24 protein-coding genes and 1 pseudogene are annotated in these 24,144 nt (G+C 64.9%); 19 read left to right on the forward strand and 6 right to left on the reverse strand.

Going from position 1 to position 24,144, the window contains the following annotated elements:
• Positions 1 to 8: 8 nt before the first annotated feature.
• From fliD to WS68_RS28385, 3 genes are all read right to left on the reverse strand, one after another.
• Positions 9 to 1,538 (reverse strand): flagellar filament capping protein FliD, encoded by a 1,530-nt coding sequence (gene fliD / locus WS68_RS14795; protein WP_059571515.1) that lies wholly within the window; start codon positions 1,536 to 1,538, stop codon positions 9 to 11.
• A gap of 150 nt (positions 1,539 to 1,688) precedes the next feature.
• On the reverse strand, positions 1,689 to 2,858 hold the full coding sequence (locus WS68_RS14800) for a flagellin (RefSeq protein ID WP_059571516.1): 1,170 nt from the start codon (positions 2,856 to 2,858) through the stop codon (positions 1,689 to 1,691).
• Positions 2,825 to 3,229, reverse strand: a complete 405-nt coding sequence (locus tag WS68_RS28385; protein WP_197419609.1) for a hypothetical protein — start codon at positions 3,227 to 3,229, stop codon at positions 2,825 to 2,827. Before WS68_RS28385 ends, WS68_RS14800 begins: the two co-directional genes overlap by 34 nt.
• 130 nt (positions 3,230 to 3,359) lie before the next feature.
• Here WS68_RS28385 and rpsU point away from each other — a divergent pair, with 130 nt between their 5' ends.
• Positions 3,360 to 3,572 carry a 30S ribosomal protein S21 gene (gene rpsU / locus WS68_RS14805; protein WP_006401410.1) on the forward strand — a complete coding sequence of 71 codons (213 nt, stop codon included), beginning with the start codon at positions 3,360 to 3,362 and terminating at the stop codon, positions 3,570 to 3,572.
• A gap of 227 nt (positions 3,573 to 3,799) precedes the next feature.
• Here rpsU and WS68_RS26250 read toward each other — a convergent pair.
• A pseudogene (locus WS68_RS26250) lies at positions 3,800 to 3,959 on the reverse strand (DNA-3-methyladenine glycosylase I); the annotation flags it as partial.
• Positions 3,960 to 4,118: 159 nt separating this feature from the next.
• Here WS68_RS26250 and WS68_RS14815 point away from each other — a divergent pair.
• Together WS68_RS14815 and WS68_RS14820 are read left to right on the forward strand one after the other, a co-directional pair.
• A complete protein-coding gene (locus WS68_RS14815; RefSeq protein ID WP_059571518.1) occupies positions 4,119 to 5,018 on the forward strand; it encodes a BadF/BadG/BcrA/BcrD ATPase family protein in 900 nt (299 codons plus the stop codon).
• Positions 5,019 to 5,105: 87 nt separating this feature from the next.
• A complete protein-coding gene (locus WS68_RS14820) occupies positions 5,106 to 5,927 on the forward strand; it encodes a Cof-type HAD-IIB family hydrolase (protein WP_059571519.1) in 822 nt (273 codons plus the stop codon).
• A 197-nt stretch (positions 5,928 to 6,124) separates the two neighbouring features.
• Here WS68_RS14820 and aqpZ read toward each other — a convergent pair whose 3' ends face one another.
• Entirely contained in the window at positions 6,125 to 6,823 is a 699-nt protein-coding gene (gene aqpZ, locus WS68_RS14825) for an aquaporin Z (protein WP_059516159.1), read from the reverse strand.
• Between the two features lie 307 nt (positions 6,824 to 7,130).
• On the opposite strand from aqpZ, the gene WS68_RS14830 reads away from it, so the two are divergent.
• The gene (locus WS68_RS14830; RefSeq protein WP_059571520.1) at positions 7,131 to 7,427 is read left to right on the forward strand and encodes an H-NS histone family protein; all 297 of its coding nucleotides are present in this window, start codon (positions 7,131 to 7,133) and stop codon (positions 7,425 to 7,427) included.
• Between the two features lie 115 nt (positions 7,428 to 7,542).
• Here WS68_RS14830 and WS68_RS14835 read toward each other — a convergent pair whose 3' ends face one another.
• Positions 7,543 to 8,607, reverse strand: coding sequence for a glycosyltransferase family 4 protein (locus WS68_RS14835; RefSeq protein WP_059571521.1), 1,065 nt, complete (start codon positions 8,605 to 8,607; stop codon positions 7,543 to 7,545).
• A gap of 577 nt (positions 8,608 to 9,184) precedes the next feature.
• Here WS68_RS14835 and flhD point away from each other — a divergent pair.
• The 15 genes from flhD to WS68_RS14915 all read left to right on the forward strand — a co-directional run bounded on the left by flhD (position 9,185) and on the right by WS68_RS14915 (position 24,076).
• Positions 9,185 to 9,505: a flagellar transcriptional regulator FlhD gene (gene flhD / locus WS68_RS14840; protein ID WP_059571522.1), complete on the forward strand. Its 321-nt coding sequence runs from the start codon at positions 9,185 to 9,187 to the stop codon at positions 9,503 to 9,505.
• Positions 9,506 to 9,594: 89 nt separating this feature from the next.
• Entirely contained in the window at positions 9,595 to 10,143 is a 549-nt protein-coding gene (gene flhC / locus WS68_RS14845) for a flagellar transcriptional regulator FlhC (protein WP_059571523.1), read from the forward strand.
• 325 nt (positions 10,144 to 10,468) lie between these two features.
• A complete protein-coding gene (motA, locus tag WS68_RS14855; RefSeq protein WP_059571525.1) occupies positions 10,469 to 11,329 on the forward strand; it encodes a flagellar motor stator protein MotA in 861 nt (286 codons plus the stop codon).
• Between the two features lie 15 nt (positions 11,330 to 11,344).
• Complete coding sequence (motB, locus tag WS68_RS14860) at positions 11,345 to 12,517, forward strand: flagellar motor protein MotB (RefSeq protein WP_082710050.1); 1,173 nt, start codon at positions 11,345 to 11,347, stop codon at positions 12,515 to 12,517.
• A gap of 17 nt (positions 12,518 to 12,534) precedes the next feature.
• Complete coding sequence (locus WS68_RS14865; protein WP_059571526.1) at positions 12,535 to 12,915, forward strand: response regulator; 381 nt, start codon at positions 12,535 to 12,537, stop codon at positions 12,913 to 12,915.
• Between the two features lie 31 nt (positions 12,916 to 12,946).
• A complete protein-coding gene (locus WS68_RS14870; RefSeq protein WP_059571527.1) occupies positions 12,947 to 15,232 on the forward strand; it encodes a chemotaxis protein CheW in 2,286 nt (761 codons plus the stop codon).
• A gap of 42 nt (positions 15,233 to 15,274) precedes the next feature.
• Complete coding sequence (gene cheW / locus WS68_RS14875; RefSeq protein WP_059571528.1) at positions 15,275 to 15,805, forward strand: chemotaxis protein CheW; 531 nt, start codon at positions 15,275 to 15,277, stop codon at positions 15,803 to 15,805.
• A gap of 47 nt (positions 15,806 to 15,852) precedes the next feature.
• Positions 15,853 to 17,997: a methyl-accepting chemotaxis protein gene (locus tag WS68_RS14880; RefSeq protein WP_059571529.1), complete on the forward strand. Its 2,145-nt coding sequence runs from the start codon at positions 15,853 to 15,855 to the stop codon at positions 17,995 to 17,997.
• A gap of 13 nt (positions 17,998 to 18,010) precedes the next feature.
• Positions 18,011 to 18,919, forward strand: coding sequence for a CheR family methyltransferase (locus WS68_RS14885; RefSeq protein WP_059571530.1), 909 nt, complete (start codon positions 18,011 to 18,013; stop codon positions 18,917 to 18,919).
• Positions 18,916 to 19,626, forward strand: coding sequence for a chemoreceptor glutamine deamidase CheD (gene cheD, locus WS68_RS14890; protein ID WP_059571531.1), 711 nt, complete (start codon positions 18,916 to 18,918; stop codon positions 19,624 to 19,626). Before WS68_RS14885 ends, cheD begins: the two co-directional genes overlap by 4 nt.
• 5 nt (positions 19,627 to 19,631) lie before the next feature.
• Positions 19,632 to 20,720 (forward strand): protein-glutamate methylesterase/protein-glutamine glutaminase, encoded by a 1,089-nt coding sequence (locus tag WS68_RS14895; RefSeq protein WP_197419610.1) that lies wholly within the window; start codon positions 19,632 to 19,634, stop codon positions 20,718 to 20,720.
• 106 nt (positions 20,721 to 20,826) lie between these two features.
• Entirely contained in the window at positions 20,827 to 21,222 is a 396-nt protein-coding gene (cheY, locus tag WS68_RS14900; RefSeq protein ID WP_059516180.1) for a chemotaxis response regulator CheY, read from the forward strand.
• A 1-nt stretch (position 21,223) separates the two neighbouring features.
• A complete protein-coding gene (gene cheZ, locus WS68_RS14905; RefSeq protein ID WP_059571532.1) occupies positions 21,224 to 21,988 on the forward strand; it encodes a protein phosphatase CheZ in 765 nt (254 codons plus the stop codon).
• A gap of 218 nt (positions 21,989 to 22,206) precedes the next feature.
• Entirely contained in the window at positions 22,207 to 22,722 is a 516-nt protein-coding gene (locus WS68_RS14910) for a DUF2844 domain-containing protein (protein ID WP_059571585.1), read from the forward strand.
• Positions 22,723 to 22,741: 19 nt separating this feature from the next.
• Positions 22,742 to 24,076, forward strand: coding sequence for a DUF3443 domain-containing protein (locus tag WS68_RS14915; RefSeq protein ID WP_059571533.1), 1,335 nt, complete (start codon positions 22,742 to 22,744; stop codon positions 24,074 to 24,076).
• Positions 24,077 to 24,144 lie beyond the last annotated feature (68 nt).

A 24,144-nucleotide genomic window follows, 5' to 3' on the forward strand; every position in this document is an offset into this window, starting at 1 on the left:
TTGCTCCGTTACTTGTTGTTCGCAAGCGCGCCAGCGCTGTTCGTGCCGCCGAACAGCTGCGTCAGGTAGTTCGAATTCGAGTTCATCTTCGCCATCAGTGAATTGAGCGCGGTGAATTGCGCACTGTACTGAGCGGTGAGCAGTGATGCATATCTCGTGAGCTGCGCCTGCTGTTGCCCAAGGCTTTTCAGATCCTGGTTCAGCGCTTTCGTGCGGATATCGAAGATGCCGCCCGTCTGCACCGTGTTCTGGATCGAGTCGCTTAACTGCTTGCCGATGCCGTTCGTCGAATTGAACAGCGCGGCGACCGACGACGGATTGCTTTGCAACGCCGTATTGAGCTTGGCCGTGTCGATCGTCAGCGAACCGTCCGGTTGCCCCGACGTCGAACCGTCAGCGAACTTGATGCCGAGCGACGCGAGCGACACGTTCATGCCGCCCGCCTTGACGCTGCCGCCGACGATGCGCGCTAGCGAATTGCTGACCGTATTGAGCGCCGAATCGCCGAGCAGTGGCCCCGCGCTTTGCGCGCCGCTGCTGTCGGTCGACAGCGCCGACAGTTTCGCGACGGTCGCGACCACCGTGTTGTACAAATTGACGAAGTTGGTGATTGCGGTGGCTTGCGCGGCCGTGTCGGCTGTCACGTTGAGCGTCTGTGTCGTGCCGACGGCGGTTTGCGACAGATTCAGCGTGACGCCGGTAATGGCGCCCGACACGGTGTTGGTCGAACTCGACGCGGCGATGCCGCCGACCGTGAATTGCGCGTCCTGCGCGGCCGTGCTTTGCTTCCACGCGATGCTGCCGCCCGACTGGATCGTCGACTGGCCGCCCGTGGTGCTCGCCGTCGACGTCACTGCCAGGCTCGACAAGCCGTTGTCGCCGGACAGGTTGCTGACGCCGACGCTGATCGCGTTCGCGGCGCCCGGCGAGTTCGAGCGCAGCACCAGATGCGCGCCGTCAGTGCCGTTGACGATCGTGGCCGTCACGCCGGGGTTGTTCGGCGCGGCATTGATCGCGGCGGCGACGCCGGACAGCGTGTTGTTCGTCGAGTCGATCGTGATCGACGTCGATTTACCGCCGACGGTGAGCGACAACGTGCCGGTGCCGAGCTGCTGCGTCGCATTGAATGCGCCGGAAGACAGCGTCTGCGAATCGGCGATCTGGCTCACGTAGATCGAATAGCTGCCCGCGACGGCGCCCGGAGCCGTCGTCGCCGTGAGGCCGTTGCCGGTCGCGCTTGCGGCGAATTTTTGCGTCAGCGTGCCGTCGCCGAGCAAACCGATGCCGGCCTGCAGCGCGGAGAGCGCGGCTTGCAGCGTGCCGAGCGCGGACAGTTTGGATTGGTCGGCGGCCGCTGAAGCCGACAGCGCCGCGGCTTGCCCCGCCGTCTTCGCATTGACGAACGTGGTCACGAGTGTGCCAACGTCCAGTTGCGAATTGCCGGTCGCACCGCTGATGATCGACTGCGCCGCTTGCTGCTGCGCCGATTTGAGCTGCTGCAGCGCTGAATTCGTTGTGCCGGAGACGGGGGTGGACATCGGATGGCTCCCTTCGCCAAATCAACATGCAGGCGAAAATCGCGAAATTCGGAAAGAAAAAAAGTGCGGCGGCCACGAGGACTTGCACCGCCGCACAAAGACTGGCCGCCGAACAGCGCGGCCTGTCGTTCGGTACAGGTTACGGCGCGATTACTGCAGGAGTTTCAGCACTTGCTGCGGCAGCGAGTTCGCTTGCGCAAGCACCGAGATACCGGCTTGCTGCAGCACTTGCGCCTTGCTCAGGTTCGCGGTTTCCTGCGCGAAATCCGCGCTTTGGATTTGCGATTGCGCTTGCGACAGGTTCGTCGAGCTGGCCTGCTGCGTCGTCGCGATCGCGGTGAAGCGGTTTTGCGCGGCACCGAGCGTCGCTTGCAGGTTGTTCACCGCCGCCAACGCATTGTCGATCGACACCATCGCCTCGTATGCGCCCGTTTGCGTGCTGATGTTCAGGTTCGACACCGTCGGCGGCTGATTGACCGCATTGATCTGCGCGACCATCGCCGTCGCGGCTGCCTGCTGCGACGGGCTCAGCGCGCTTGTTGCGGCGGTGGCGAGCGTCAGCGTCTGGAACGCGGGCGCGGACGGCGTGCCCGTGCCGGCCGTCGTCGCGCCGAAGACGGCCGTGACGGCCGCCGAAGACAGCGCCTGGTTATTCTGGTCGGTGAACGTGAAGCCGCCCTTGCCGTCGGACAGAACGTTGATCTGCGTCGTTTCCTGGCCGGTGCTGGTGCCAGGCGTCCAGGCTGCGCCGGCCGAGTCGATCGCGACGTTGATCGTGCCGAGCGTCTGGCCCGACTGAACCATGCCGCCGCCGATCTTCGCGGCCGACATGCTTTGCGACAGATCCACGCTGACCGTCTGGCCGACGTTCGCGCCGACCTGGAAGCTGAGCGTGCCCGCCGAGCCGTCGAGGATGTTCTTGCCGTTGTAGTTCGTCTGCGAAGCGATACGGTTGACTTCAGCGATCTGCACCGCGACTTCCTGCTGCAGCGCTGCCGCATCGCTCGAGCTCAGCGGGCCATTCGACGCTTGCACCGCGAGTTGGCGGATACGCTGCAGGCTGTTCGTCAGCGAAGCAAGGCCGCTCGATGCCGTTTGCAGGATCGACACACCGTCGTTCGCGTTCGACACGCCTTGGGACAGGCCGGTGATTTGCGTTTGCATCCGGGTTGCGATTGCGAGGCCGGCGGCGTCATCCGCCGCGCTGTTGATGCGCTTGCCCGACGACAGGCGGGTGATCGCTTGCGACAGCGCGCTTTGCGAGCCGTTCAGGTTTTGCTGAGCGATCAGCGAATTGATATTGCTATTGATTCCGAGCATGAAATTCTCCTGATTGAGCCGAAAAGCCCGTCATGTGCCAACATTGGCGAGGGCGGGAGCACTCGTTCTTTGCCGGCCGCCTTGTGCTGGATTTCGGCGCTCGCAAACAAAACTTGAGGGACGCGAACAGATTCGGCCCGATTTTTTGCGCATACGATTGCGCGCACCCGCAGGGCCTGCCCGAACGTATCGATACGGCATCCAAACGAAAAAGCGGCAAACCTCTGGCCTGACCGATGTTTACCTGTTATCATGGCGGGCTGAATTGAGATTTCTGTCAAGCCTTTGCCAATTTCGGCATGTCTGCTGACAGTCAAACGTGATGCGGCGGCGCCTGGATTCAACCGGTTGCCGAGCGTTTCGCGGTGCATTTCGCCTCTCTTTTCCGGCCTCCGAGGCCATTTACCCGCTCGTTTCGCCCGTTCGTGGAAACGCTCGGAAGGCCGGTGCGTGGCGCTTGGCCGCTACGTTTTTGACCGTATCAAGCAAATTAGGAACGACATGACGACGATTCTTTTGAAAGAAAACGAGCCGTTCGAAGTGGCGATTCGCCGCTTCCGCCGCGCGATCGAGAAGAACGGCCTGATCGCCGAGCTGCGTGAGCGCCAGTCCTACGAAAAGCCGACTGCCGTGCGCAAGCGCAAGAAGGCGGCTGCCGTGAAGCGCCTGCACAAGCGTCTGCGCAGCCAAATGCTGCCGAAGAAGCTCCACTAAGGCGTTTTCGGGCGGTTCCGCTCGTTGCGGCGATGCGTGTTCGATAGAACACGCATCGCCGTTTTGTTTTTGCGACCGGTTTTTGCGGCCCGTCATGACGATGCGTTCTCGATGCGGCGTTGGCATCGCTGATTCGCGGGCTCGCGGCCAATAAATTCGGGCGAATCACTCGGCGGCGCGCCGCTTGCCGATCTTCTTGCCGAGTGCCGCGCAACGCGTGTGGCGTGGGCAACCCGTTTCGTGATCGTTGACCATGCCGATCGCCTGCGCACCTTCCAGCATCAACATTTCGAACAAATACCGGTCGTCGTGCGACGGCACGCCCCACTCGGTATCGTGATAGTGAGCATCCGCTTCGGTTTTTACCCAGCAACAGCGTTCGGGCATCGGCTTGTCTCGCCTGCAGCCGATTGCGACGCGTCAGCATAATGGAACAGCCCGCTCACGCAAGCTTGGCCGTTCGGCTGATGGGCGGGGTCGGCCGTTGCGGTTAAGCTTCCGTCTCGATACATCGACGAATCACGGCGGATCTGACTCAAAGCAGCCATGAGCAATGACATTTTTTTGATCGGCATCGATGGCGGCGGCACGGGTACTCGCGTAGTGCTGGCCGACATCCAGGGGCGCGAGTTGGCGCGAGGCGTGGGCGGGCCGTCGGGGCTCGCGCTCGGCGTCGACGCCGCATGGCGCTCGATCGAAGCCGCATGCGCCGACGCCCATGCGCGCGCGGGTGCCACATTCGATTGGCGGCGCTGCGTACTCGGCTGCGGACTGGCCGGCGTCAATCATCACGATTGGCTGAATGCTTTTCGCGCGAGCGCCCCTCCGGTTGCCGCGCTCGCCGTTGAAAGCGACGCTTACACGACCGTGCTTGGCGCTCACGGTGGCGCGCCAGGCGTGATCGTCGCGCTCGGTACGGGCAGCATCGCCGCGGCGCTCGACACCGCAGGCGCCTGCCGGATCGCCGGCGGCTACGGATTTCCGTGCGGCGACGAAGCGAGCGGCGCGTGGCTCGGGCTGCGCGCGCTGTCATACGCGCAGCAGGCGCTCGACGGACGCGCGCCACTCGACGCGTTTGCACAGGCGCTGATCGCGCATACCGGCGCAACCGACCGAGACGCGCTCGTGGTCTGGTCGTGCAATGCGAACCAAACCGCGTATGCGCGGGTGGCGCCCGTCGTGCTCGCACACCGCGATCATCCCGTCGCGGCCGCGCTGATCGAGCTGGCAGGCATCGAGATCGGCAAGATGATCGATGCGCTCGATTCGAATGCGGTACTGCCCGTCGCGTTGTGCGGCGGGCTTGCCAACGCGTTCGCGGGCGTCGTGCCCGAATCGCACCGTGCGCGACTCGTCGCGCCGCTTGCCGATTCCACGCATGGCGCGCTGCGGCTTGCCGCACGGCAAGCGCAGCGGCTCGGCATCACGGCAGCGGGTGGAAAATGAAAGCGCAGGATTTGTGTCTTCGCGGCCCATTCGCCGGCGCGATAGAATGTCCGCCTGCCTCGCGTCCCGCTTCTCCCGAAGTCCGCCATGTATAAAGTCATCGCTACCGATCTCGACGGAACCCTGCTCAACAGCGACCATCAGCTCGATCCGTATACGGTCGATACCGTGCGCAGGCTCGCGGACGACGGTGTGAATTTCGTGATCGCGACTGGACGCCACTACACGGACGCTGTCGGGATTCGTGACCTGCTCGGGATTCGGCCATATCTGATCACGTCGAACGGCGCGCGCGTGCATGCGCCGGACGACACGCGCATCCACGCGCAGGATGTGCCTGCCGAGACGGTGCGGCAACTGGTGTTGCCGGAGCTTGTCGGCTTGCACGGGCGCGTCATCGTTAATTTATTTACTAACGACGGCTGGTTAATCGATCGAGATGCGCCGCATCTGCTGGCATTCCATCAGGATTCCGGATTTCGCTACGATGTCGCCGATTTGCTCGCGCATGACGGTGCCGATATCGCGAAAGTGCTCTACATCGGCGAACCCGACGATTTGGCTGTCGTATCGGCGAATCTCGCCCGCCGTTTTGGCGATGAGCTATACGTCACGTATTCGCTGCCGGACTGTCTCGAAGTGATGACGGCGAACGTTTCGAAAGGGCGCGCGCTGCGCGTCGTGCTCGATCGGCTCGGCATCGATCCGGCGCACTGCGTCGCATTTGGCGACAACATGAACGACATCGATTTACTCGAGACGGCCGGGCATCCGTTCATGATGAGCAACGCGAATCCCGATCTCGTCACGCGGCTGCCCGACGTGCCGCGCATCGGCAACAACTTCGATGCGGGCGTTGCACGTCATCTGCGCTCGTTGTTCGCGCTCGAGGATAAGGCGACGTCCTGATTTCACCCCGCCACACTGCACGGCCGCATAGCAAAGCAGTTCAATGGCAAAGAAAAAGGGCGCCGTGACGGCGCCCTTTTTCGCCCCGTCCGGTCGTCTCGCAGCGTGTCGGCGGCGACGGGCGGATGCTCTCCTCTCTGTCGCGTCACCCCGGAGTGGGGCGGCGGCAGGCCGGCTCGAGGCCGGCTGCAACAGCGTTAATTGTCGTCGCGGCCCGCGATCAGCGGGTACACAACGCCGGCGATGATCGCGCCAACGATCGGAGCCACCCAGAACAGCCACAGCTGGCCGATCGCATCGCCGCCGACGAAAAGTGCCGGCCCCGTCGAGCGCGCCGGGTTCACCGACGTGTTGGTGACCGGGATCGAAATCAGATGGATCAGCGTCAGGCACAGGCCGATCGCGATCGGCGCGAAACCCGCCGGCGCGCGCTTGTCGGTGGAGCCAAGGATCACGAACAGGAAGAAGCCCGTCAGCACCACTTCAGCAATGAATGCGGCGGCCAGCGTGTAATGGCCGGGCGAGTGCGCGTCATAACCGTTTGTCGCGAAGCCGCCCAGTTCGAAGCCAGGCTTGCCGGTTGCGATCAGATACAGCACGAATGCGCCAAGCGTCGCGCCGATCACCTGCGCGATGATATAGGGCACCAGGTCGCGCGCCGGGAAGCGGCCCGCAACGGTCAAGCCAACGCTCACCGCCGGGTTCAGATGGCAGCCGGATATGTGGCCTATCGCAAACGCCATAGTCAGGACCGTCAAGCCGAACGCAAGTGCCACGCCGGTAAAACCGATGCCGAGACTCGGAAACGCGGCGGCTAGCACGGCGCTGCCACAACCGCCGAAAACGAGCCAGAACGTGCCGAACACTTCCGCTGCTAGACGTTGAGGTAATTTCATGGAATAGGTTCCTGGTCATGGAGAATCGAAAGCGGATTGCAGCGGGAATGAAGAGCTGCATCCACGAATACCAACCGGATTATAGAAAATTTGGCGAATTGTGAAGGGTCAACGATTGTTAAATGGAGATTGATGGGCAATGCTTTTTATTAGAATAGCGCCGCATTGCAACAGTATTTCATTTGCAATTGTTAAATTTATCAGACAAATTATATTTTTAGCGAATTTCGTGGCAATGCCGATTGCAATATAGATTCTTTGTGTCTAGGCTGGAAACGCTAGGCAGATCATGAAACAGGGAGTTGAGATGTCTCAATATGCGAAAATCAAGGCGCAGATTGCCGAATTGCAAGCACAGGCGGAAGAGGCGCGTCGCCGAGAGGTCGAGGCTGTGATCGCCGAATTGCAAGAGAAGATCGTTGAATATGGCCTTACGGCGCAGGATTTGGGGTTTGCCGAGCGTGCACGGCGCGGGCGTCCGCCGAAGAAAGGGCCACTGCCGCCCAAATATCGCGATCCAAAAACCGGCAGTACTTGGAGTGGTCGCGGCAAGCCGCCGCATTGGATCTCCGGAAAAAATCGCGATCGTTTTTTGATCGACTGATTTCTACATTTAACGAAATGAAAGCCGCATTCGCCAATGCGGCTTTCTTCTATACGCGCGGCATGCCGCACGTATAATTCTTGCCGCGCGGCGGGCAATGGCGGTGCAATGGCGTTCAGCCGGCCGCCGCCCGCCGCCATTGCGATTGTTTGGCCGTTTCGCGCAATGCTTCGTAGATGTCGGTATATCGCGCTGCCATTGTGCGCGAGCTAAAACGCCTCTCGAATTGTGCGCGAATTGTTTCCCGCGACAATTCGTCGATCCGGTGCAGCGCGCCCACCGCGCCTTGCACGTCCTCGACGATGAAACCCGTCACGCCGTCGTCGATCACCTCGGGCACGGAGCCACGGTTGAACGCGACGACAGGCGTGCCGCACGCCATTGCCTCGATCATCACGAGACCGAACGGCTCCGGCCAGTCGATCGGAAAGAGCAGCGCCTTTGCACCTGACAGAAATGCCGGTTTTTGCGTCTCGCTGATTTCGCCGATGAACTCCACGTGCGCGGAGCCGAGGAGCGGCTCGATCTCGGCCTTGAAATATGCTTCGTCCACCTTGTCGACCTTGGCCGCGATCTTGAGCGGCAGGCCGCTTTGCGCGGCGATCCGGATCGCGGTATCGACGCGTTTTTCCGGGCAGATGCGGCCGAGGAACGCGAGATACTCGGGCTTGTGTTCGGGCTGTGGCGTGAGAAGCGTCGCGGGCAATCCGTGATAGACGGTGCCCGCCCAGCCGGCCTGCGGCAGCGGCTTGCGTTGCGAATCGGAAATCGAGACGACGGGCACGTGCGGGAACGCGTCGAACACGGGTTGCAGTTCCGGCAGATCCAGGCGGCCATGCAGCGTCGTGACAAACGGGGCGTTCATCCGCGATAGCAGTGGGAACGGCAGGTAATCGAGGTGGAAGTGCAGGACATCGAACGTATGGGCGACGCGGGCGATTTGTTCGAGCAGCCGTATATGGGGCGCCATCGCGTCGCGGATCGACGGATCGAGCCGCAGCGCGCGCGGCCACGCGGCCTCAAGCCGGGCTGAGGTGACCGAATCGCCGCTTGCGAACAGCGTGACGTCATGGCCTAGTTCGACGAGCGCCTCGGTCAGATAGGACACCACACGTTCTGTCCCTCCGTAGAACTTGGGCGGAACGGCTTCATAGAGCGGGGCGATTTGGGCGATGCGCATGAGCAGACTCCGTGGGAAGAGGGCAAAGCCGGCCGCGTGCGTCCCGAGCCGGTGGGCGCCTGCCCTCGGGGCAAGCGTGGAGGGGCAGCGAGCGTCGCCGCACCTGCCGTTTCGGCCCATTATCGGGATGGATCAGGCGGTATCTGAGCGATTTTTCAAACACTTAACCCTTGTTACAGGATGAAATACGCGAAAATCCCCGGAAATCGCCAAACCGGTCGATCTGCATCAAAGATAAAGCGAGAGGTAGAAGCGGCGTTCCGAATGCGAGTGGATTGCGCTAAACAGGATTCGCCGGACTGAGGATCTCGCCAGGCCACAATCGAATCAGAGCGACTCGACAGTCGATTCGCGCCGCGCGGGTGAAACACGCCGCGTGTCAGAAAAATTCCTACACGGTTTACAGACAAATCCGGCAACGCGCATTCCCCTTCACTGATAGCGGCACACCAGGCAATTGTCCAAAATGCTTGTAAGACTATAAACGGGTCAACCGCCCGTGCGTTTGTGAGTCATCTGGCAAACGTTTTCATAAGCATTACCGATAGGCCAAGCTTTCTTACGGGGAAATCGAATCATGGGTACGACCAGCGAAATGCTCGCCGAGATCAACGAAGTTAACCTGTCCTACTTACTGCTCGCCCAACGGTTGCTGCGCGAGGACAAAGCAATGGGTATGTTCAGAATGGGAATCTCGGAAGCGCTCGCGGACGTGCTCGGCAATCTGACGCTCGCGCAAACCGTCAAGCTCGCGGCGTCGAATCAGATGCTTTGCCGCTTTCGCTTCGACGATCACACCCTGCTGTCGTCGCTTGCCGATAAAGGCCGCAGCGCTGCCGTCGCCCACGCCCATTCGGCGATCCTGATGGCCGGCCAGCCAGTCGAAAGCCTGCGTTGAGCGGCCTGGCGTGCGGCGCGCGCACCGGATGCGCGTGCGTGGGCGCGGCCGGTCGCATAGCCGATTCATCGAAATAGCGGAGCGTAACGATGGCTTCCAAGAGCGTGGTGATCGAAGTCAAGGAAATCACCCTGGCGATCGAGCTGATCGAATTGGGCGCGCGGCTGCAGTTGCTCGAAGCCGAGACGAGCCTGTCGCGCGATCGACTCATCAAACTTTACAAAGAGCTGAAGGGCGCGTCGCCGCCAAAGGGCATGTTGCCGTTCTCGGCCGATTGGTTCATGACCTGGCAGCCGAATATCCATTCGTCGCTGTTTTACAACATCTACCGCTTCATGCGCGAGCACGGGGGCTGCGAATCGATCCACGCGATCGTCAAGGCTTACCGGCTGTATCTCGAACACATCAGCCTGTCGGGCGACGAGCCGGCGTTGAGCCTGACGCGCGCGTGGACGCTGGTGCGCTTCTTCGATTCGGGGATGTTGCAGACGACGCCATGCACGCGTTGCGGCGGACATTTTGTCGCGCACGCTCATGATCCGCAGCACGGTTACGTGTGCGGCCTATGTCAGCCGCCGTCGCGCGCGGGCAAAACCCGCAAGGCGGCCCAAGCCGGACAGGCCGCGATCGCGGCGTAACGCGCGGCGCGGGCGGCGTGCCGCCGCAGCGGCAGCGGCGTGGCCGGGCGCGGCGAAGGTATGAGCGCTTGCGCCGGGGCGGGCGCCATGCGGATGACGCGGGCGTGCTCGCGCACGGCCGAGCGCCGCGCGGACACCGGCTCGGCCGTATCTCCGGGCGGCGTTTTCCTTCGGCTGGCGTGCCGGCCGCTGCACCGCACGCGTTGACCGGCGCCGCGCAGGCCGGCGTTTGCGGCGCGTTCCCGCACGCGCCAAAGTTTTTGCTCCGACTGCCGTAAACCACTTAACGGCGGCCTCTCGGCTGCTCATTCGTGAGGAACAGGCAGTGCTGATTTTCCTAGGAACTCTCGTGACGGTGTTGTCGGTGTTCGGCGGCTACGCGCTGGCGGGCGGACATCTCGGCGCGCTCGTCCAGCCTGTCGAGATCTTGATGATCGGCGGCGCGGGCGTCGGCGCGTTTATTCTCGGCAACGGCTTAAAAACGATCAAGGCAACGCTGCGCGTGCTGCCGTCGCTGTTCAAGGGATCGAAGTACAACAAGGACATCTACATGGAGCTGATGGGGCTCTTGTACGTGTTGCTCGCGAAGGCGCGCAAGGAGGGCACGCTCACGCTGGAGGCGGACATCGACGAGCCGGGGAAGAGCCCGATTTTCACGCAATACCCGAAGATTCTCGCCGACAGGCATATCGTCGAATTCCTCACCGACTATCTGCGCTTGATGGTGGGCGGCAACATGAACGCGTTCGAGATCGAGAGCCTGATGGACGAGGAGATCGACACGCACCACGCGGAGGGTGAAGGCCCCGCGCATGCGCTGATGCGCGTGGGCGACGCGATGCCGGCGTTCGGGATCGTTGCCGCGGTGATGGGCGTCGTGCATACGATGGCGTCGGCCGACAAGCCGCCCGCAGTGCTCGGCGCGATGATCGCGCAGGCGCTGGTCGGCACGTTTCTCGGCATCCTGCTTTCCTACGGCCTGATCGGCCCGTTGTCGAGTCTGGCGGAGCAGCGGGCCGCGGAGTCGACCAAGATGTTCCAGTGCATCAAGGTGACGATCCTCGCGAGCCTGAACGGCTATGCGCCCGCGATCGCGGTCGAATTCGGCCGCAAGGTGCTGTTCTCGACCGAGCGTCCGTCGTTCGCGGAGCTTGAAGAGCATGTGCGCCGCGTGAAGGCGAAATAAGCGCGGAGCCGGGCAATGAGCAAGGGCAAGGATCAGGCGGTTATCGTCAAGCGGGTGAGTCCGCAGAAGAAAGGGCACCACGGCGGCGCATGGAAGCTCGCATACGCGGATTTCATGACCGCGATGATGGCGTTTTTTCTGCTGATGTGGCTGCTGTCCGCGGCGACGCCGGTGCAGTTGAAGGGCATCGCCGAATACTTCAACACGCCGTTGAAGGCCGCGCTCTTCGGCGGGGATCGCAGTGCGGACGATTCGAGCATCATCAAGGGCGGCGGCCGCGATCTGTCGAGCATCGACGCCGGCGCGTCGCGCCGCACCGATGGCGCGACGAACCTCGCCGAGCGTATCGTCCGGCGCGACGACGACGAATCGCGCGCACACGCGCAGGGCTCGTTCGAGCGCCGCGAGCAGGTGCGGCTGCACGATTTGCAAATCAAGCTGATGGCCGCGATCGAGGCGAACCCGACGTTGCGCCAGTTCAAACAGCAGATCCGCATCGATTCGACGCTAATGGGGCTGCGCATCGAGATCGTCGATTCGCAGAAGCGGCCGATGTTCGCGATGTCGAGCGATGCGGTCGAGCCGTATATGCGCGACATCCTGCGCGAAATCGGCAAGACGCTGAACGAAGTGCCGAACCGGATCGTCGTTCAGGGGCATACCGACGCCGTTCCTTATGCGGGCGGCGACAAAGGCTACAGCAATTGGGAGCTGTCCGCCGATCGCGCGAACGCGTCGCGGCGCGAACTCGTCGCGGGCGGCATGGACGAGGCCAAGGTGTTGCGCGTGCTCGGTCTCGCATCGACGCAGAATTTGAACAAGGCCGATCCGCTCGATCCGGAGAATCGCCGGATCAGCATCATCGTGTTGAATCGGCGTTCGGAAGAGGCGCTGATGCGCGACGACACGACAACGACGACGCTATCGTCCGACGCGGCCGGCTCGGCGCGCGTCGCGCAACAGATCGCCGCGCCGGAGGCGGCGGGCGCATCCGGCATACCCGGCGCGGGGGTATCCGGCGCGCACGGCGCCTCCGGCGGCATCGCGGCAGGCGTCGCGGCAAGCCAAGCCGGCCTGGGCGCGGGCAGCACGGGCGGCACATCAGGAATCATCCGCGCGTCAGTGGCGGCTCGCGCATCGGGCGCGGCCACTCCATATGCCCCCGCCGGCGGTGCGCAAAAACCGTGACGCATAGGAGAAGCGACATGATCCGATCCATTCTCGCCATCGACGATTCCGCGACGATGCGCACACTGCTGCGCGCGACGCTCGGCGATGCGGGATACGACGTGACGGTCGCCGCAGACGGCGACGAAGCGCTCGACGCCGCGGCGCACGAGACATTCGATCTCGTTCTGACCGATCACTACATGCCGAGCAAGAACGGCCTCGAAGTCATCGCTGCATTGCGAGCCCGCCGCGCGTACCAAGCGACGCCGATCCTCGTGCTCACGACCGAGAACGGCGATGCGTTCAAGGATGCGGCGCGCGCCGCGGGCGCGACTGGCTGGATCGAAAAACCGCTCGATCCCGATGCGCTGCTCGAGCTGGTGGCGACGCTTGCCGCAGGTCCGAGCCATGCATGACGAACACGACGTTTTTACGCGGTGAAACGGCATGAGTCTCGATATCACACAGTTCTATCAGACGTTCTTCGATGAAGCCGACGAACTGCTTGCGCAGATGGAGCAGTTGCTGCTGAATCTGAACGTCGCCGCGCCCGATCCCGAGGATCTGGCCGCGATTTTTCGTGCCGCGCATTCGATCAAGGGCGGTGCCGCGACATTCGGCTTCACGGCACTCACCGAGACGACGCACATCCTCGAATCGTTGCTCGATCGCGCGCGCAACCACGAGCTGACGCTGACCAAGGAGATGGTCGATGCGTTTCTCGAAACGAAGGACGTGCTGTCCGACCAGCTTGCCGACTATCGCGCGAGCGCCGAGCCCGATGCGGCCGCGGCAGCCGCGATCTGCGCGAAGCTGGAGCGGCTGAAGGCGTCGGCGAGCGGCGCCGGTGCGGCTCGCACGCCTGCCGGCGCGTCCGAGGCGGCTTCGGCCGCAGGGGGGCCGGCCGCCGCGCCGGTTGCGCGCGCGTTCGATACGCCGGAGCATGTCGTCGAACAGGCGCTCGACGCGGCTCATCCGACGTCGGGCGCGGATTCGGCTGCCGATGCGGCAGAGGGTCCGCATTTGAAGATCGTGCTGACAGGCGCCGGCGACAAGGACCAGGCGCTGCTGACCGAGGAGCTTGGCAATCTCGGCCGAATCGCCGGCCGCAAGCGCTTGGGCGACGCGCTGACACTTTGGCTCGAAACCGACGTGCCGTCGGACGACATCGTCGCCGTGTGCTGTTTCGTGATCGACGAAAGCCAGATCGCAATCGGACGCGGCAGCGCGCCAGCCGGTGCGGGTGCCGAAGCGGCCGCTCGATCCGATGCCGATGCCGGTGCCGCCGGGCAGCCGGCATCGCATGCGCATGCAACCGGCCTCGCGCAGGCGCAGGCATCGTCTTTCGTGCCGCTGTCCGCAGCATCGGCAAACTCATCCGCAACGCCGGAACCCGCTACGGTGCCTGCTACGCAGTCCGCCGCACCGCTCGCGGCAGCATCGGCACCGGCCGGCCGTGGCGCCACGCCTTCGGCACCGCCGGCCTCAGCCGAACCGGTTGTCCCCGCGCCGAGCCAACCCTTCGGCGCCGCGCCGGTTTCCACCGCAGCCGCCGCCCATCACGCCGACGACCGCAAGCCGCGCCCCGCCGTCGCGAGCGCGGAGGGCAGCTCGATTCGAGTCGGCGTCGAGAAGGTCGACCAGCTCATCAATCTCGTCGGCGAGCTGGTGATCACGCAGGCGATGCTCGCCGAAACCGCCAGCACATTCGATCCGGCGCTGCACGACCGCCTGTTCAACGGGATGGCGCAACTCGAGCGCAATGCGCGCGATTTGCAGGAAGCGGTGATGTCGATCCGGATGATGCCGATGGACTACGTGTTCAGCCGCTTCCCGCGGCTTGTCCGCGATCTCGCGGGCAAGCTTGGCAAGCAGGTGGAACTGGTCACGTTCGGACAGGCGACCGAGCTCGACAAGAGCCTGATCGAGCGCATCATCGATCCGCTCACGCACCTCGTGCGCAACAGCCTCGATCACGGCGTCGAGACGGTCGACAAGCGCCGCGCGGCAGGCAAGGACCCGGTCGGCCAGCTCGTGCTGTCTGCCGCGCATCACGGCGGCAACATCGTGATCGAGGTCAGTGACGACGGCGCGGGGCTCAATCGCGACAAGATTCTCGCGACGGGCTTCTCGACCGCCGAAGTCGTGACCGATGTTTCGGGACGCGGCGTCGGCATGGATGTCGTCAAGCGCAATATCCAATCGATGGGCGGGCACGTCGAGATCGCCTCGGTGGCGGGCCGCGGCACGACCACGCGGATCGTGCTGCCGCTCACGCTCGCGATTCTCGACGGGATGTCGGTGAAGGTCGGCAGCGAGATTTTCATTCTGCCGCTGAACTTCGTGATGGAATCGCTGCAGCCTTGCGCCGACGATATCTACACGATCGGCAACGGCGAGCGCGTGGTCCGCGTGCGCGGCGAATATCTGCCGCTCATCGCGCTGCACGAAGTGTTCTCGGTGGCCGACGCGCGCACCGATCCGACGCAGGGCATCGTCACGATCATGCAGACGGAGGGCCGGCGCTTTGCGATGCTGATCGACGAACTGGTCGGTCAGCAGCAGGTGGTCGTCAAGAATCTCGAAACGAACTACCGGAAGGTGTACGGCATTTCCGCCGCGACCATACTCGGCGATGGCAGCGTCGCGCTGATCGTCGATGTCGCGGCGCTCAACCGCGAGACCCGCGCAACGCACGGCGTGCATCCGGGCGCGGCGCTCGCCGCGCCGTGACCGACGCCAATCATTACGTGATTCATCGACCTGGGGGCTAACGTGTCCGAAGTCCAAACGACTCATCCGGCCGCCGCGAGCGCGGCCGCCAACCGCCGCGACGCCGAAGCGGGCGACGCGACGGGACAAGAGTTCCTCGTCTTCACGCTCGGTGACGAGGAATACGGCATCGACATCCTGAAAGTGCAGGAAATCCGCGGCTACGACAGCGTGACGCGGATCGCGAACGCGCCCGATTTCATCAAGGGCGTGATCAATCTGCGCGGCATCATCGTGCCGATCGTCGATATGCGGATCAAGTTCCATCTCGGCCGCGTCGATTACGACCATCAAACGGTCGTGATCATCCTGAACGTTGCGCATCGCGTTGTCGGAATGGTGGTCGACGGCGTGTCCGACGTGCTTACGCTCGCCTCCGAGCAGATCATGCCGGCGCCGGAGTTCGGCGGCGTGCTAACGACGGAATACCTGACGGGCCTCGGCACGGTCGACGGCCGGATGCTGATCCTGATGGATATCGAGAAACTGATGACGAGCAAGGAGATGGCGCTCATCGAGACGCTCGGCGCGTGAGCCCGCGCAGCTGTGCCGGCCGCAATGGAACTACAAGGGAGCTGACGATGCTGGACAACTGGTCGATCCGCACGACGCTGACGGCGATCGGAACCATGATGGTGCTCGTGGCCGCGCTGGTCGGCGGGCTTGGGCTTTACGCGCTGCACGAAGCGGGCGGCTCGCTCGATGCGATCGCGCATGGCGATCTGCCGACGATCCATACGCTCGACGAGGCGTCGTCGTATTTGCTGCGCGCGCGGGTGTCGCTCGGCCGCTTCAAGGCGCTGACCGAATCAGGCAATGCCGACGAAGCGCAGAAGGTGCTCGCGCGCGCGCAGGAACTGTACGCGAAATCGGCGCAGCACTGGCAGACGTATCTGGCCGCGTCGAAGGACGGCATCGATCCGGCGCTTACCGACGAGCTTGCCGCACGCTATGGCGCGCTCGTGAAGGACGGCGTCGAGCCCGAATTCGCGGCTGCGCGCGCGGGCGATTTGGCCGCGTACCGTGCGATCGCCGAGACGAAGATCAGCCCGATGTTCGTCGCTTACGACAACGCGGCGTCGGCCGTGGCGGCCGCGCACGCGAGCCGCGCGGAAGGCCGCTTCGGCGCAACGCAGGCGCGCATTTCGCTGATGACCACGCTGATTGCCGCGGGCATCGCGCTCGCGTTCGCGATCGTGATCGGCACCCGGTTCGCGCTGCGCGGGCTGATCGTCGAGCCGCTCGCCGTCGCGGCCGCGCAGTTCGAGCGCATCGCGACAGGCGATCTCGCGCCGGTCGAGCGCGCGCACGGCACCAACGAAATCGGCCGGCTGTTCGAAGGCATTGGCCGGATGCGGGCGGCAGTGTCACAAATGGTGGCGGCCGTGCATCGCGGCGTGGCGGCGATCGATGCCGGCGCGCACGAAATCGCGAGCGGCAACGCGGATCTGTCGCAGCGCACGGAATCGCAGGCGGCATCGCTGCAGGAAACGGCGTCGAGCATGGAGCAGTTGACGGGCACGGTGCGCCAGAACGCGGAAAACGCCCGGCAGGCGAGCCAGCTCGCGGTGAATGCGTCCGACATCGCGACGCAAGGCGGCGAAGTTGTCGGTCAGGTCGTGGTGACGATGCAGGATATCGCGGCGAGTTCGACGAAGGTCGCCGATATCATCGGCACGATCGAAGGAATCGCGTTCCAGACCAACATTCTCGCGCTCAATGCGGCCGTCGAGGCCGCGCGAGCGGGAGAGCAGGGGCGCGGCTTCGCAGTGGTCGCGGGCGAGGTGCGCTCGCTCGCGCAGCGCAGTGCGGGTGCGGCGAAGGAGATCAAGCAACTGATCGGTGATTCGGCGCTCAAGGTGCAAAGCGGCTCGGCGCTCGTCGAGCGCGCGGGCGCGACGATGGCCGAGATCGTGCAGGCCGTGCGGCGCGTGACCGACATCATGGGCGAGATCAGCGCGGCGTCCGAAGAGCAATCGACGGGCATCGTTCAGGTCACGCGCGCGGTGAGCCAGATGGACGCCGTCACGCAGCAAAATGCGGCGCTCGTCGAGCAAGCGGCGGCGGCCGCCGCGTCGCTCGAAGAGCAGATGCGGCAATTGAAGCAGGTTGTCGCGGGGTGGCGCATCGACGGCGTGATCGCGTCCGGCTCAACCGGCTCAACCGGCGAGAAGGCCGCGCGGGCGCGCGAGGCGGCAGGCGGACCGTTCGTGGCCGACAGGGCCGATAGGGCGGGCGCGGCCGGCATGCGGGCTGCGGCCGGGCTGCGCCCGCCATCGGTTTCGGCGGCGCAGGGCGCGCCGCATGCGGCGTCCGTTTCCGCTGCAGCGGCCGCATCGTCCGCGACGGCGGCGCTCGCGGCATCGCAAGCGATGCCTGCGTCCGCGCGCGCCGCGCAGCACGGATCATCGGCTTCAACGGCAGCCGCGATGAGCGCCGCCGGTTCGCCGACGCGGCCCGCGTCTGACGCCGCCCATGCCAGCCCGGCCGCACGGGCGGCTTTCGCGAAGACGAGCGAGGCCGCACCGAAGTTCGCGTCGCCCGCGTCGGCTTATGCCCCCAAGCTCGCGAAACCGGCATCGGCCGCGCGTGCGCCGCAACGCGCGAGCGCGGCTCAGCCGGCCGAAACCGCATCGGCGTCCGCGCTCAAGCGCCCCGTGCTGTCGAACGAGTCTCAGCCGGCGCTCGCTTCGGCCTCATCGGATGACGATTGGGAAACCTTTTGATTTCTGCCCCGACATGACGCCCGCCCGTGCCGCTCTTCGCTCCGACGTGCCTGAACCGCTCGCGCTGCCGGGCGACGCCGCGCGGGATTTCTCGTTCACGTCGGCCGATTTCGCAAAGATCCGCGCGCTGATCCATCGCGTCGCCGGCATCTCGCTGTCCGAGCATAAGCGCGATATGGCGTACAGCCGGCTCGCGCGGCGTTTGCGCGCACGCGGGCTGAGCCGCTTTTGCGACTATCTGGAACTGCTCGAACGCGATGACGATCCGGCCGAGTGGGAAGCCTTCACGAACGCGCTGACCACCAATCTGACCGCTTTTTTTCGCGAGGCGCATCACTTTCCGATCCTCGCGGAGTTCGTCAAGCACCGCGAGCCGCCGGTATCAGTGTGGTGCTCGGCGGCGTCGACGGGCGAGGAGCCGTATTCGATCGCGATGACACTCGTCGAGGCACTGGGCGAGCGTGCCGCGCGCTCGGCAAGCGTGGTCGCGACGGATCTCGACACGCAAGTGCTCGCGAAGGCGCAAGCGGGCGTCTATGCGTTCGAGCAGGTCAGGCATTTGCCGCCGGAGCGGCTCAGGCGCTTCTTCCTGAAGGGAACGGGCGCACAGGCGGGGCGCGTGAAAGTGCGTCCGGAACTGCGCGCGATGATCCGCTTCGCGCAACTCAACCTGACGGATGCCGACTACGGCTTCTCGAAGCCGTTCGACGCAATCTTTTGCCGCAACGTGATGATTTACTTCGACAAGCCGACGCAAGCGCAAGTGCTCGCGCGCTTCGAGCCGCTGGTGAAGCCGGGCGGCCTGCTATTTGCCGGCCATTCGGAGAACTTCTCGTATGTCACGCGGGCGTTTCAGCTGCGCGGTCAGACGGTCTACGAACTTGCGCGCGGCGCGGCGCCGAGCGGGGAAGCGCGACGATGAGCGCGCTGCCGATCGCGGCCAATCTCTATTTCGATACGCACTTTCGCCGGCGCGGCGTGAAGCTGCTGCCGAACGAGTTTTATACGACCAACGAAGACATGGTGCTCGTGACCGTGCTCGGATCGTGTGTTGCCGCGTGCTTGCACGATCCCGTCGCGCGGATCGGCGGGATGAATCATTTCATGCTGCCGGACGACGGCGCGGACCCGGGCGCGGCCGCATCCGAATCGATGCGCTACGGCGCCTACGCGATGGAAGTGCTGATCAACGAGCTGATCAAGGCGGGCGGGCGCCGCGAGCGCTTCGAGGCGAAGGTGTTTGGCGGCGCAGCGGTGCTTGCAGGCATGACGACGATCAACATCGGCGATCGCAACGCCGATTTCGTGCGCCGCTATCTCTCGCTCGAACGCATCCGCCTGAGCGCCGAGGATCTGCAGGGCGTGCATCCGCGCAAGGTCGCTTTCATGCCGTATACCGGCCAGGCGATGGTGAAGAAACTGCGTGTGCAGATGCCCGCCGTGACCGAGCGCGAAGCGGCGCTGCTTGCCCGCGAGACAGCCGCGGCGCGCGGTGCGCGCGATGGCGGCCCGCGCGCGCGCGTCGAGCTGTTTGGCGCGGGCGCGCCGCGCCCGGCTGCGCCAACGCGCATGGAAAGGTTCGGTACACGGGCTGCGCCGCAGTCCGTCACAGGAAAGCAGGAGGCTTGAACGCTGTGCAAAAGAAAATCCGAGTGTTGTGCGTCGACGATTCGGCGCTGATCCGCAGCCTGATGACCGAGATCATCAATGGCCAGCCGGACATGGAGGTGTGTGCGACCGCGCCCGATCCGCTGGTCGCGCGCGAGCTGATCAAGCAGCACAACCCGGACGTGCTGACGCTCGATGTCGAGATGCCGCGCATGGACGGACTCGATTTTCTCGAGAAGCTGAGGCGGCTGCGGCCGATGCCGGTCGTCATGGTGTCGTCGCTGACCGAGCGCGGCTCGGAGATCACGTTGCGCGCGCTCGAGCTGGGCGCGGTCGATTTCGTCACGAAGCCGCGCGTCGGCATTCGCGACGGGATGCTCGATTACGCGGAAAAGCTCGCCGACAAGGTGCGCGCGGCGTCACGCGCACGCGTTCGGCAACACACGCGCCCGGCCCAGGCGGCGGTCTCGGCCGGTCAGCCCGCCGGCGGCGCGCCGCTCGTGAACAACCCGCTCGTCAGTACCGAGAAGCTGATCATCGTCGGCGCGTCGACGGGCGGCACCGAGGCGATCCGCGAAGTACTCACGCCACTGCCGCCCGACGCGCCCGCAGTGCTGATCGCGCAGCACATGCCGCCCGGCTTCACGCGCTCGTTCGCGCAGCGTCTGAACGGGCTGTGCCGGATCTCGGTGAAGGAGGCGGAGCACGGCGAGCGCGTGTTGCCGGGGCATGCGTACATCGCGCCCGGTCACGCGCACCTGCTGCTCGCGCGAAGCGGCGCGAACTATATTGCGCACCTGTCCGACGAGCCGCCCGTCAACCGCCACCGGCCGTCGGTCGATGTGCTGTTCCGCTCGGCCGCGCAGCACGCCGGCAAGAACGCGCTCGGCGTGATCCTCACCGGGATGGGGCGCGACGGCGCGGCCGGGCTTGCCGAGATGAGGAAGGCGGGCGCATACACGTTCGCTCAGGACGAGGCGAGCTGCGTCGTATTCGGGATGCCGCGCGAGGCGATCGCGGCGGGCGGCGTCGACGACATCTCGCCGCTTGCCGACCTGAGCCGGCGCATCATGGCGCGCCTCGCGTCGATGGGCGAGCGCGTGCAGCGCGTATAGCGCGAGCGCGCCGGGCGGCGCGCCGATCCGGCGGAACCCGCGGCGGCGTGACCGGCATCACGGCAAATCCCCGGTCACGGAATTCGAATCTGGAAAGGAACAGAAGATGGACAAGAGCATGAAGATATTGGTGGTGGACGATTTTCCGACGATGCGTCGAATCGTGCGCAACCTGCTGAAGGAATTGGGCTATTCGAACGTCGACGAGGCGGAGGACGGCTTGGCCGGCCTCGCGCGGCTGCGCGGCGGCGGCTACGACTTCGTGATCTCCGATTGGAACATGCCGAACCTCGACGGCCTCGCAATGCTCAAGGAGATTCGCGCGGATGCGTCGCTCGCGCATCTGCCGGTGCTGATGGTGACGGCCGAATCGAAGAAGGAGAACATCATTGCGGCCGCGCAGGCGGGCGCGAGCGGCTACGTCGTGAAGCCGTTCACCGCGGCGACGCTCGACGAGAAGCTCAACAAGATTCTGGAAAAGCTGGCGAAGGCGGGGAGCTGACGTGAACGAGCCGACCCATGCGGCGCCCGCCGTCGGCGGTGCGCACGGCCAGCCGGCCGACATGACAGAAGCGGCCGAACCCACCGGATCAGTTGAAGCGGCCGATCTGGCGAGCGACCGGATCCTCGCGCGTGTCGGCCAGGTGACGCGCACGCTGCGCGATTCGATGCGCGAACTGGGGCTCGACAAGCACGTCGCGCAGGCGGCGGAAGCGGTGCCCGACGCACGCGATCGGCTGCGCTACGTCGTCGCGATGACCGAGCAGGCGGCCGAGCGGGTGCTCACCGCGATTGAGATCGCGAAACCGGTGCAGGCGCGCCTGCAGGAGGAAGCGGCGGTACTCGACGCGCGCTGGGCGAGGTGGTACGAGACGCCGATCGAGCGCGCCGAAGTGCGCGTCCTGATGGACGACACCCGCGCCTTCCTGCGCGCGTTGCCGCAGGCGACGGGCGCGACCAACGCGCAACTCCTCGAGATCATGCTCGCGCAGGACTTCCAGGATCTGACCGGTCAGGTCATCAAGAAGATCATGGAGATGGTCTACCTGATCGAGCAGCAATTGCTGAGCGTGCTGGTCGAGAACATCGCGCCGCAGCGGCGAGAGCAGTTTGCCGCGACGGCAGCCGCGCTTGCCGCCGAACAGGCGGGCGGGCCGGGGACGCCGGATTCGCTGCTGAACGGCCCGCAGATCAACCCGGAAGGCAAGACGGATGTCGTTCAAGACCAGGCGCAAGTCGACGATTTGCTCGCGAGCCTCGGTTTTTGACCGGAGTGCCGGCGGTATCGGTTCGTAATAAAAAACAATCATCGAGATTGATGCCGATAGAATTCGGCCCCGATTGGCAGGCATACTACTCTCCTCGTTCGTGGGGTCTTGCGAACTTTTATTTTCATTTCAATTGTCGATAATGGCCGAGGCGGCGGGCGCGGACCACCGTGCCGTCCGCTCACGACGAAGATCTGGATGTGAGGAGAGGCAGATTGTTGAGATTGAATCGATCGAGCCGGCTCGCCGCGATAGCGGCCGGTTTCACGGGCGCATGGCTCGTTGCGGCATCGCCCGCTCATGCGGCGCTCGGCGGCACGCCGATCACGCCCCCCGCTGCCGACTCGGCCGCGAAAGTGCACACGTTGCAGCGCAGTGCCCGCGCGGCGGGAGGCTCGGCGGCGTCGTCGGCCCCGGCCGGCTACGCGGTGCGGGAAACCACGTTCGGCTCTGGCACTGTCGTGCGCGAGTACGTGTCGACGGCGGGCACCGTGTTCGCGTTGTCGTGGCGCGGCCCCGTCGTGCCGAACCTCTCCGATCTGCTCGGCAGCTACTTCCCGCAGTACCAGGCGGGCGTGAAGGCGTCGCGCGACGCACGCGGGCCGCGCGCGCCGGCCACGATCGAAACGAGCGGGCTCGTCGTCCACACGGGCGGCCACATGGGCGCGTTCTCCGGCCAGGCTTGGCTGCCGCAGTCGTTGCCGGCGGGTTTCTCCGCCAACGACATCCAATGATCGCGACGGAGGACGAATCTTGCGCTTCAATCACATTCTGACTCGCTGGCTCCGCGCGTTCGGCATCGCGGCAGCCGCGGCCATGCTCGTTGCCGGATGCGGCGGCGGCGACAGCGGCAGCTCGAATACGTCGGCGTCGAGCGGCTCGTCCAATTCGTCGGGTTCATCCGGCTCGAGCGGCTCGTCCGGTTCGAGCGGAGGCACGACCGACCCAACGGGCGGCGGCTCGGCAGGTGGCAGCACGCCGCTCGCATCGAATCAGGCGGCGCTCACCGTCGGCAGGGGCGTGGCGAACGTCGTCAACATGCCCACCGTCAGCGTGACCGTCTGCGCGCCCGGCACGTCGGCTTGCCAGACGATCGACAACGTGCTCGTCGACACCGCGTCATACGGGCTGCGGCTTATCGGCTCGGCCGCCTCGGGCGTGCTCGGCAGCCTGCCCGTGTCCGCCGGCAGCAATGGCGGCGCGCTCGCGGAGTGCGGCCAGTTCGTGACGAGCTACACGTGGGGCACGGTGCGCACCGCCGACGTGAAGATCGCCGGCGAGCAGGCAAGCGGGTTGCCAATCCAGATCATCGGCGATCTCGGTTCGGCCGGCGTGCCGAGTTCATGTTCGAACGGCAACCCGTCGTCCAACACGGTCGCGGATCTCGGCGCGAACGGTATTCTCGGGATCGGGCCCGCGCCTTACGATTGCGGCGCGAACTGCGCGGCTTCGCCGCTCTACAGCAATTACTACGAGTGCGCGGGCGGCAATTCGAGCTGCCAGCCCGCGGCGGTGCCGCTGTCGCAGCAGGTCGCCAATCCGGTGCCGCGCTTCGCGACCGACAACAACGGTGTGAGCGTCGCGTTTACCACGCCGGCGAACGGCGTTGCCTCCGGCACGCTGACGTTCGGCATCAATACGCAGGCGAACAATGCGCTGCCGTCCAACGCGGCGGTATTCACGTCGACGACGTCGGGCGACCTGACGGGCACGCTGCTCGGACGCATGGTCAGCACGGTGTTCTTCGACTCCGGCTCGAATGCGTACTTCTTCGACACCAGCAGCAGCGCCGTCGCGTTGCCGACTTGCAGCAACAACGCGTCGTTTTATTGCCCGTCGAAGCTGACGGCGATTACGGCCACCGTCACCGGTTTGAATGGCGCGCAAGCGTCGTTGCCGATCTCGATCGATAACGCGAACGCGCTGTTCAGCGCGAGCACCTACGCGATCGCGAACCTTGGCGGGCCGTTCGGCGGGTCGCAGACACTCGACTTCGGCCTGCCGCACTTCTTCGGCAAGACGCTGTATTTCGGCATGGACCTGCGCAGCAACGGCGGTGCGGCGCCGTTCATCGCGTTCGCGTCGTGACCCGGCGCGCCCGCCGGGTGGCGCCGGCGCGCGCACGAGTGACGCTCACGGCAAAAAGGGCGCGACCG

It is taken from the genome of Burkholderia sp. TSV86 (assembly GCF_001522865.1).
GTDB lineage: Bacteria > Pseudomonadota > Gammaproteobacteria > Burkholderiales > Burkholderiaceae > Burkholderia.

Coding starts and splice junctions, on each gene's coding strand:
- WS68_RS14880 (WP_059571529.1), top strand. CDS start 15,853: ATGCTGGACAACTGGTCGATCCGCACGACGCTGACGGCGATCGGAACC.
- WS68_RS28385 (WP_197419609.1), bottom strand. CDS start 3,229: ATGCACCGCGAAACGCTCGGCAACCGGTTGAATCCAGGCGCCGCCGCA.
- WS68_RS14820 (WP_059571519.1), top strand. CDS start 5,106: ATGTATAAAGTCATCGCTACCGATCTCGACGGAACCCTGCTCAACAGC.
- WS68_RS14865 (WP_059571526.1), top strand. CDS start 12,535: ATGATCCGATCCATTCTCGCCATCGACGATTCCGCGACGATGCGCACA.
- WS68_RS14830 (WP_059571520.1), top strand. CDS start 7,131: ATGTCTCAATATGCGAAAATCAAGGCGCAGATTGCCGAATTGCAAGCA.
- WS68_RS14800 (WP_059571516.1), bottom strand. CDS start 2,858: ATGCTCGGAATCAATAGCAATATCAATTCGCTGATCGCTCAGCAAAAC.
- motB (WP_082710050.1), top strand. CDS start 11,345: ATGAGCAAGGGCAAGGATCAGGCGGTTATCGTCAAGCGGGTGAGTCCG.
- WS68_RS14870 (WP_059571527.1), top strand. CDS start 12,947: ATGAGTCTCGATATCACACAGTTCTATCAGACGTTCTTCGATGAAGCC.
- flhC (WP_059571523.1), top strand. CDS start 9,595: ATGGCTTCCAAGAGCGTGGTGATCGAAGTCAAGGAAATCACCCTGGCG.
- aqpZ (WP_059516159.1), bottom strand. CDS start 6,823: ATGAAATTACCTCAACGTCTAGCAGCGGAAGTGTTCGGCACGTTCTGG.
- fliD (WP_059571515.1), bottom strand. CDS start 1,538: ATGTCCACCCCCGTCTCCGGCACAACGAATTCAGCGCTGCAGCAGCTC.
- flhD (WP_059571522.1), top strand. CDS start 9,185: ATGGGTACGACCAGCGAAATGCTCGCCGAGATCAACGAAGTTAACCTG.
- cheD (WP_059571531.1), top strand. CDS start 18,916: ATGAGCGCGCTGCCGATCGCGGCCAATCTCTATTTCGATACGCACTTT.
- WS68_RS14885 (WP_059571530.1), top strand. CDS start 18,011: ATGACGCCCGCCCGTGCCGCTCTTCGCTCCGACGTGCCTGAACCGCTC.
- cheY (WP_059516180.1), top strand. CDS start 20,827: ATGGACAAGAGCATGAAGATATTGGTGGTGGACGATTTTCCGACGATG.
- WS68_RS14815 (WP_059571518.1), top strand. CDS start 4,119: ATGAGCAATGACATTTTTTTGATCGGCATCGATGGCGGCGGCACGGGT.
- rpsU (WP_006401410.1), top strand. CDS start 3,360: ATGACGACGATTCTTTTGAAAGAAAACGAGCCGTTCGAAGTGGCGATT.
- WS68_RS14835 (WP_059571521.1), bottom strand. CDS start 8,607: ATGCGCATCGCCCAAATCGCCCCGCTCTATGAAGCCGTTCCGCCCAAG.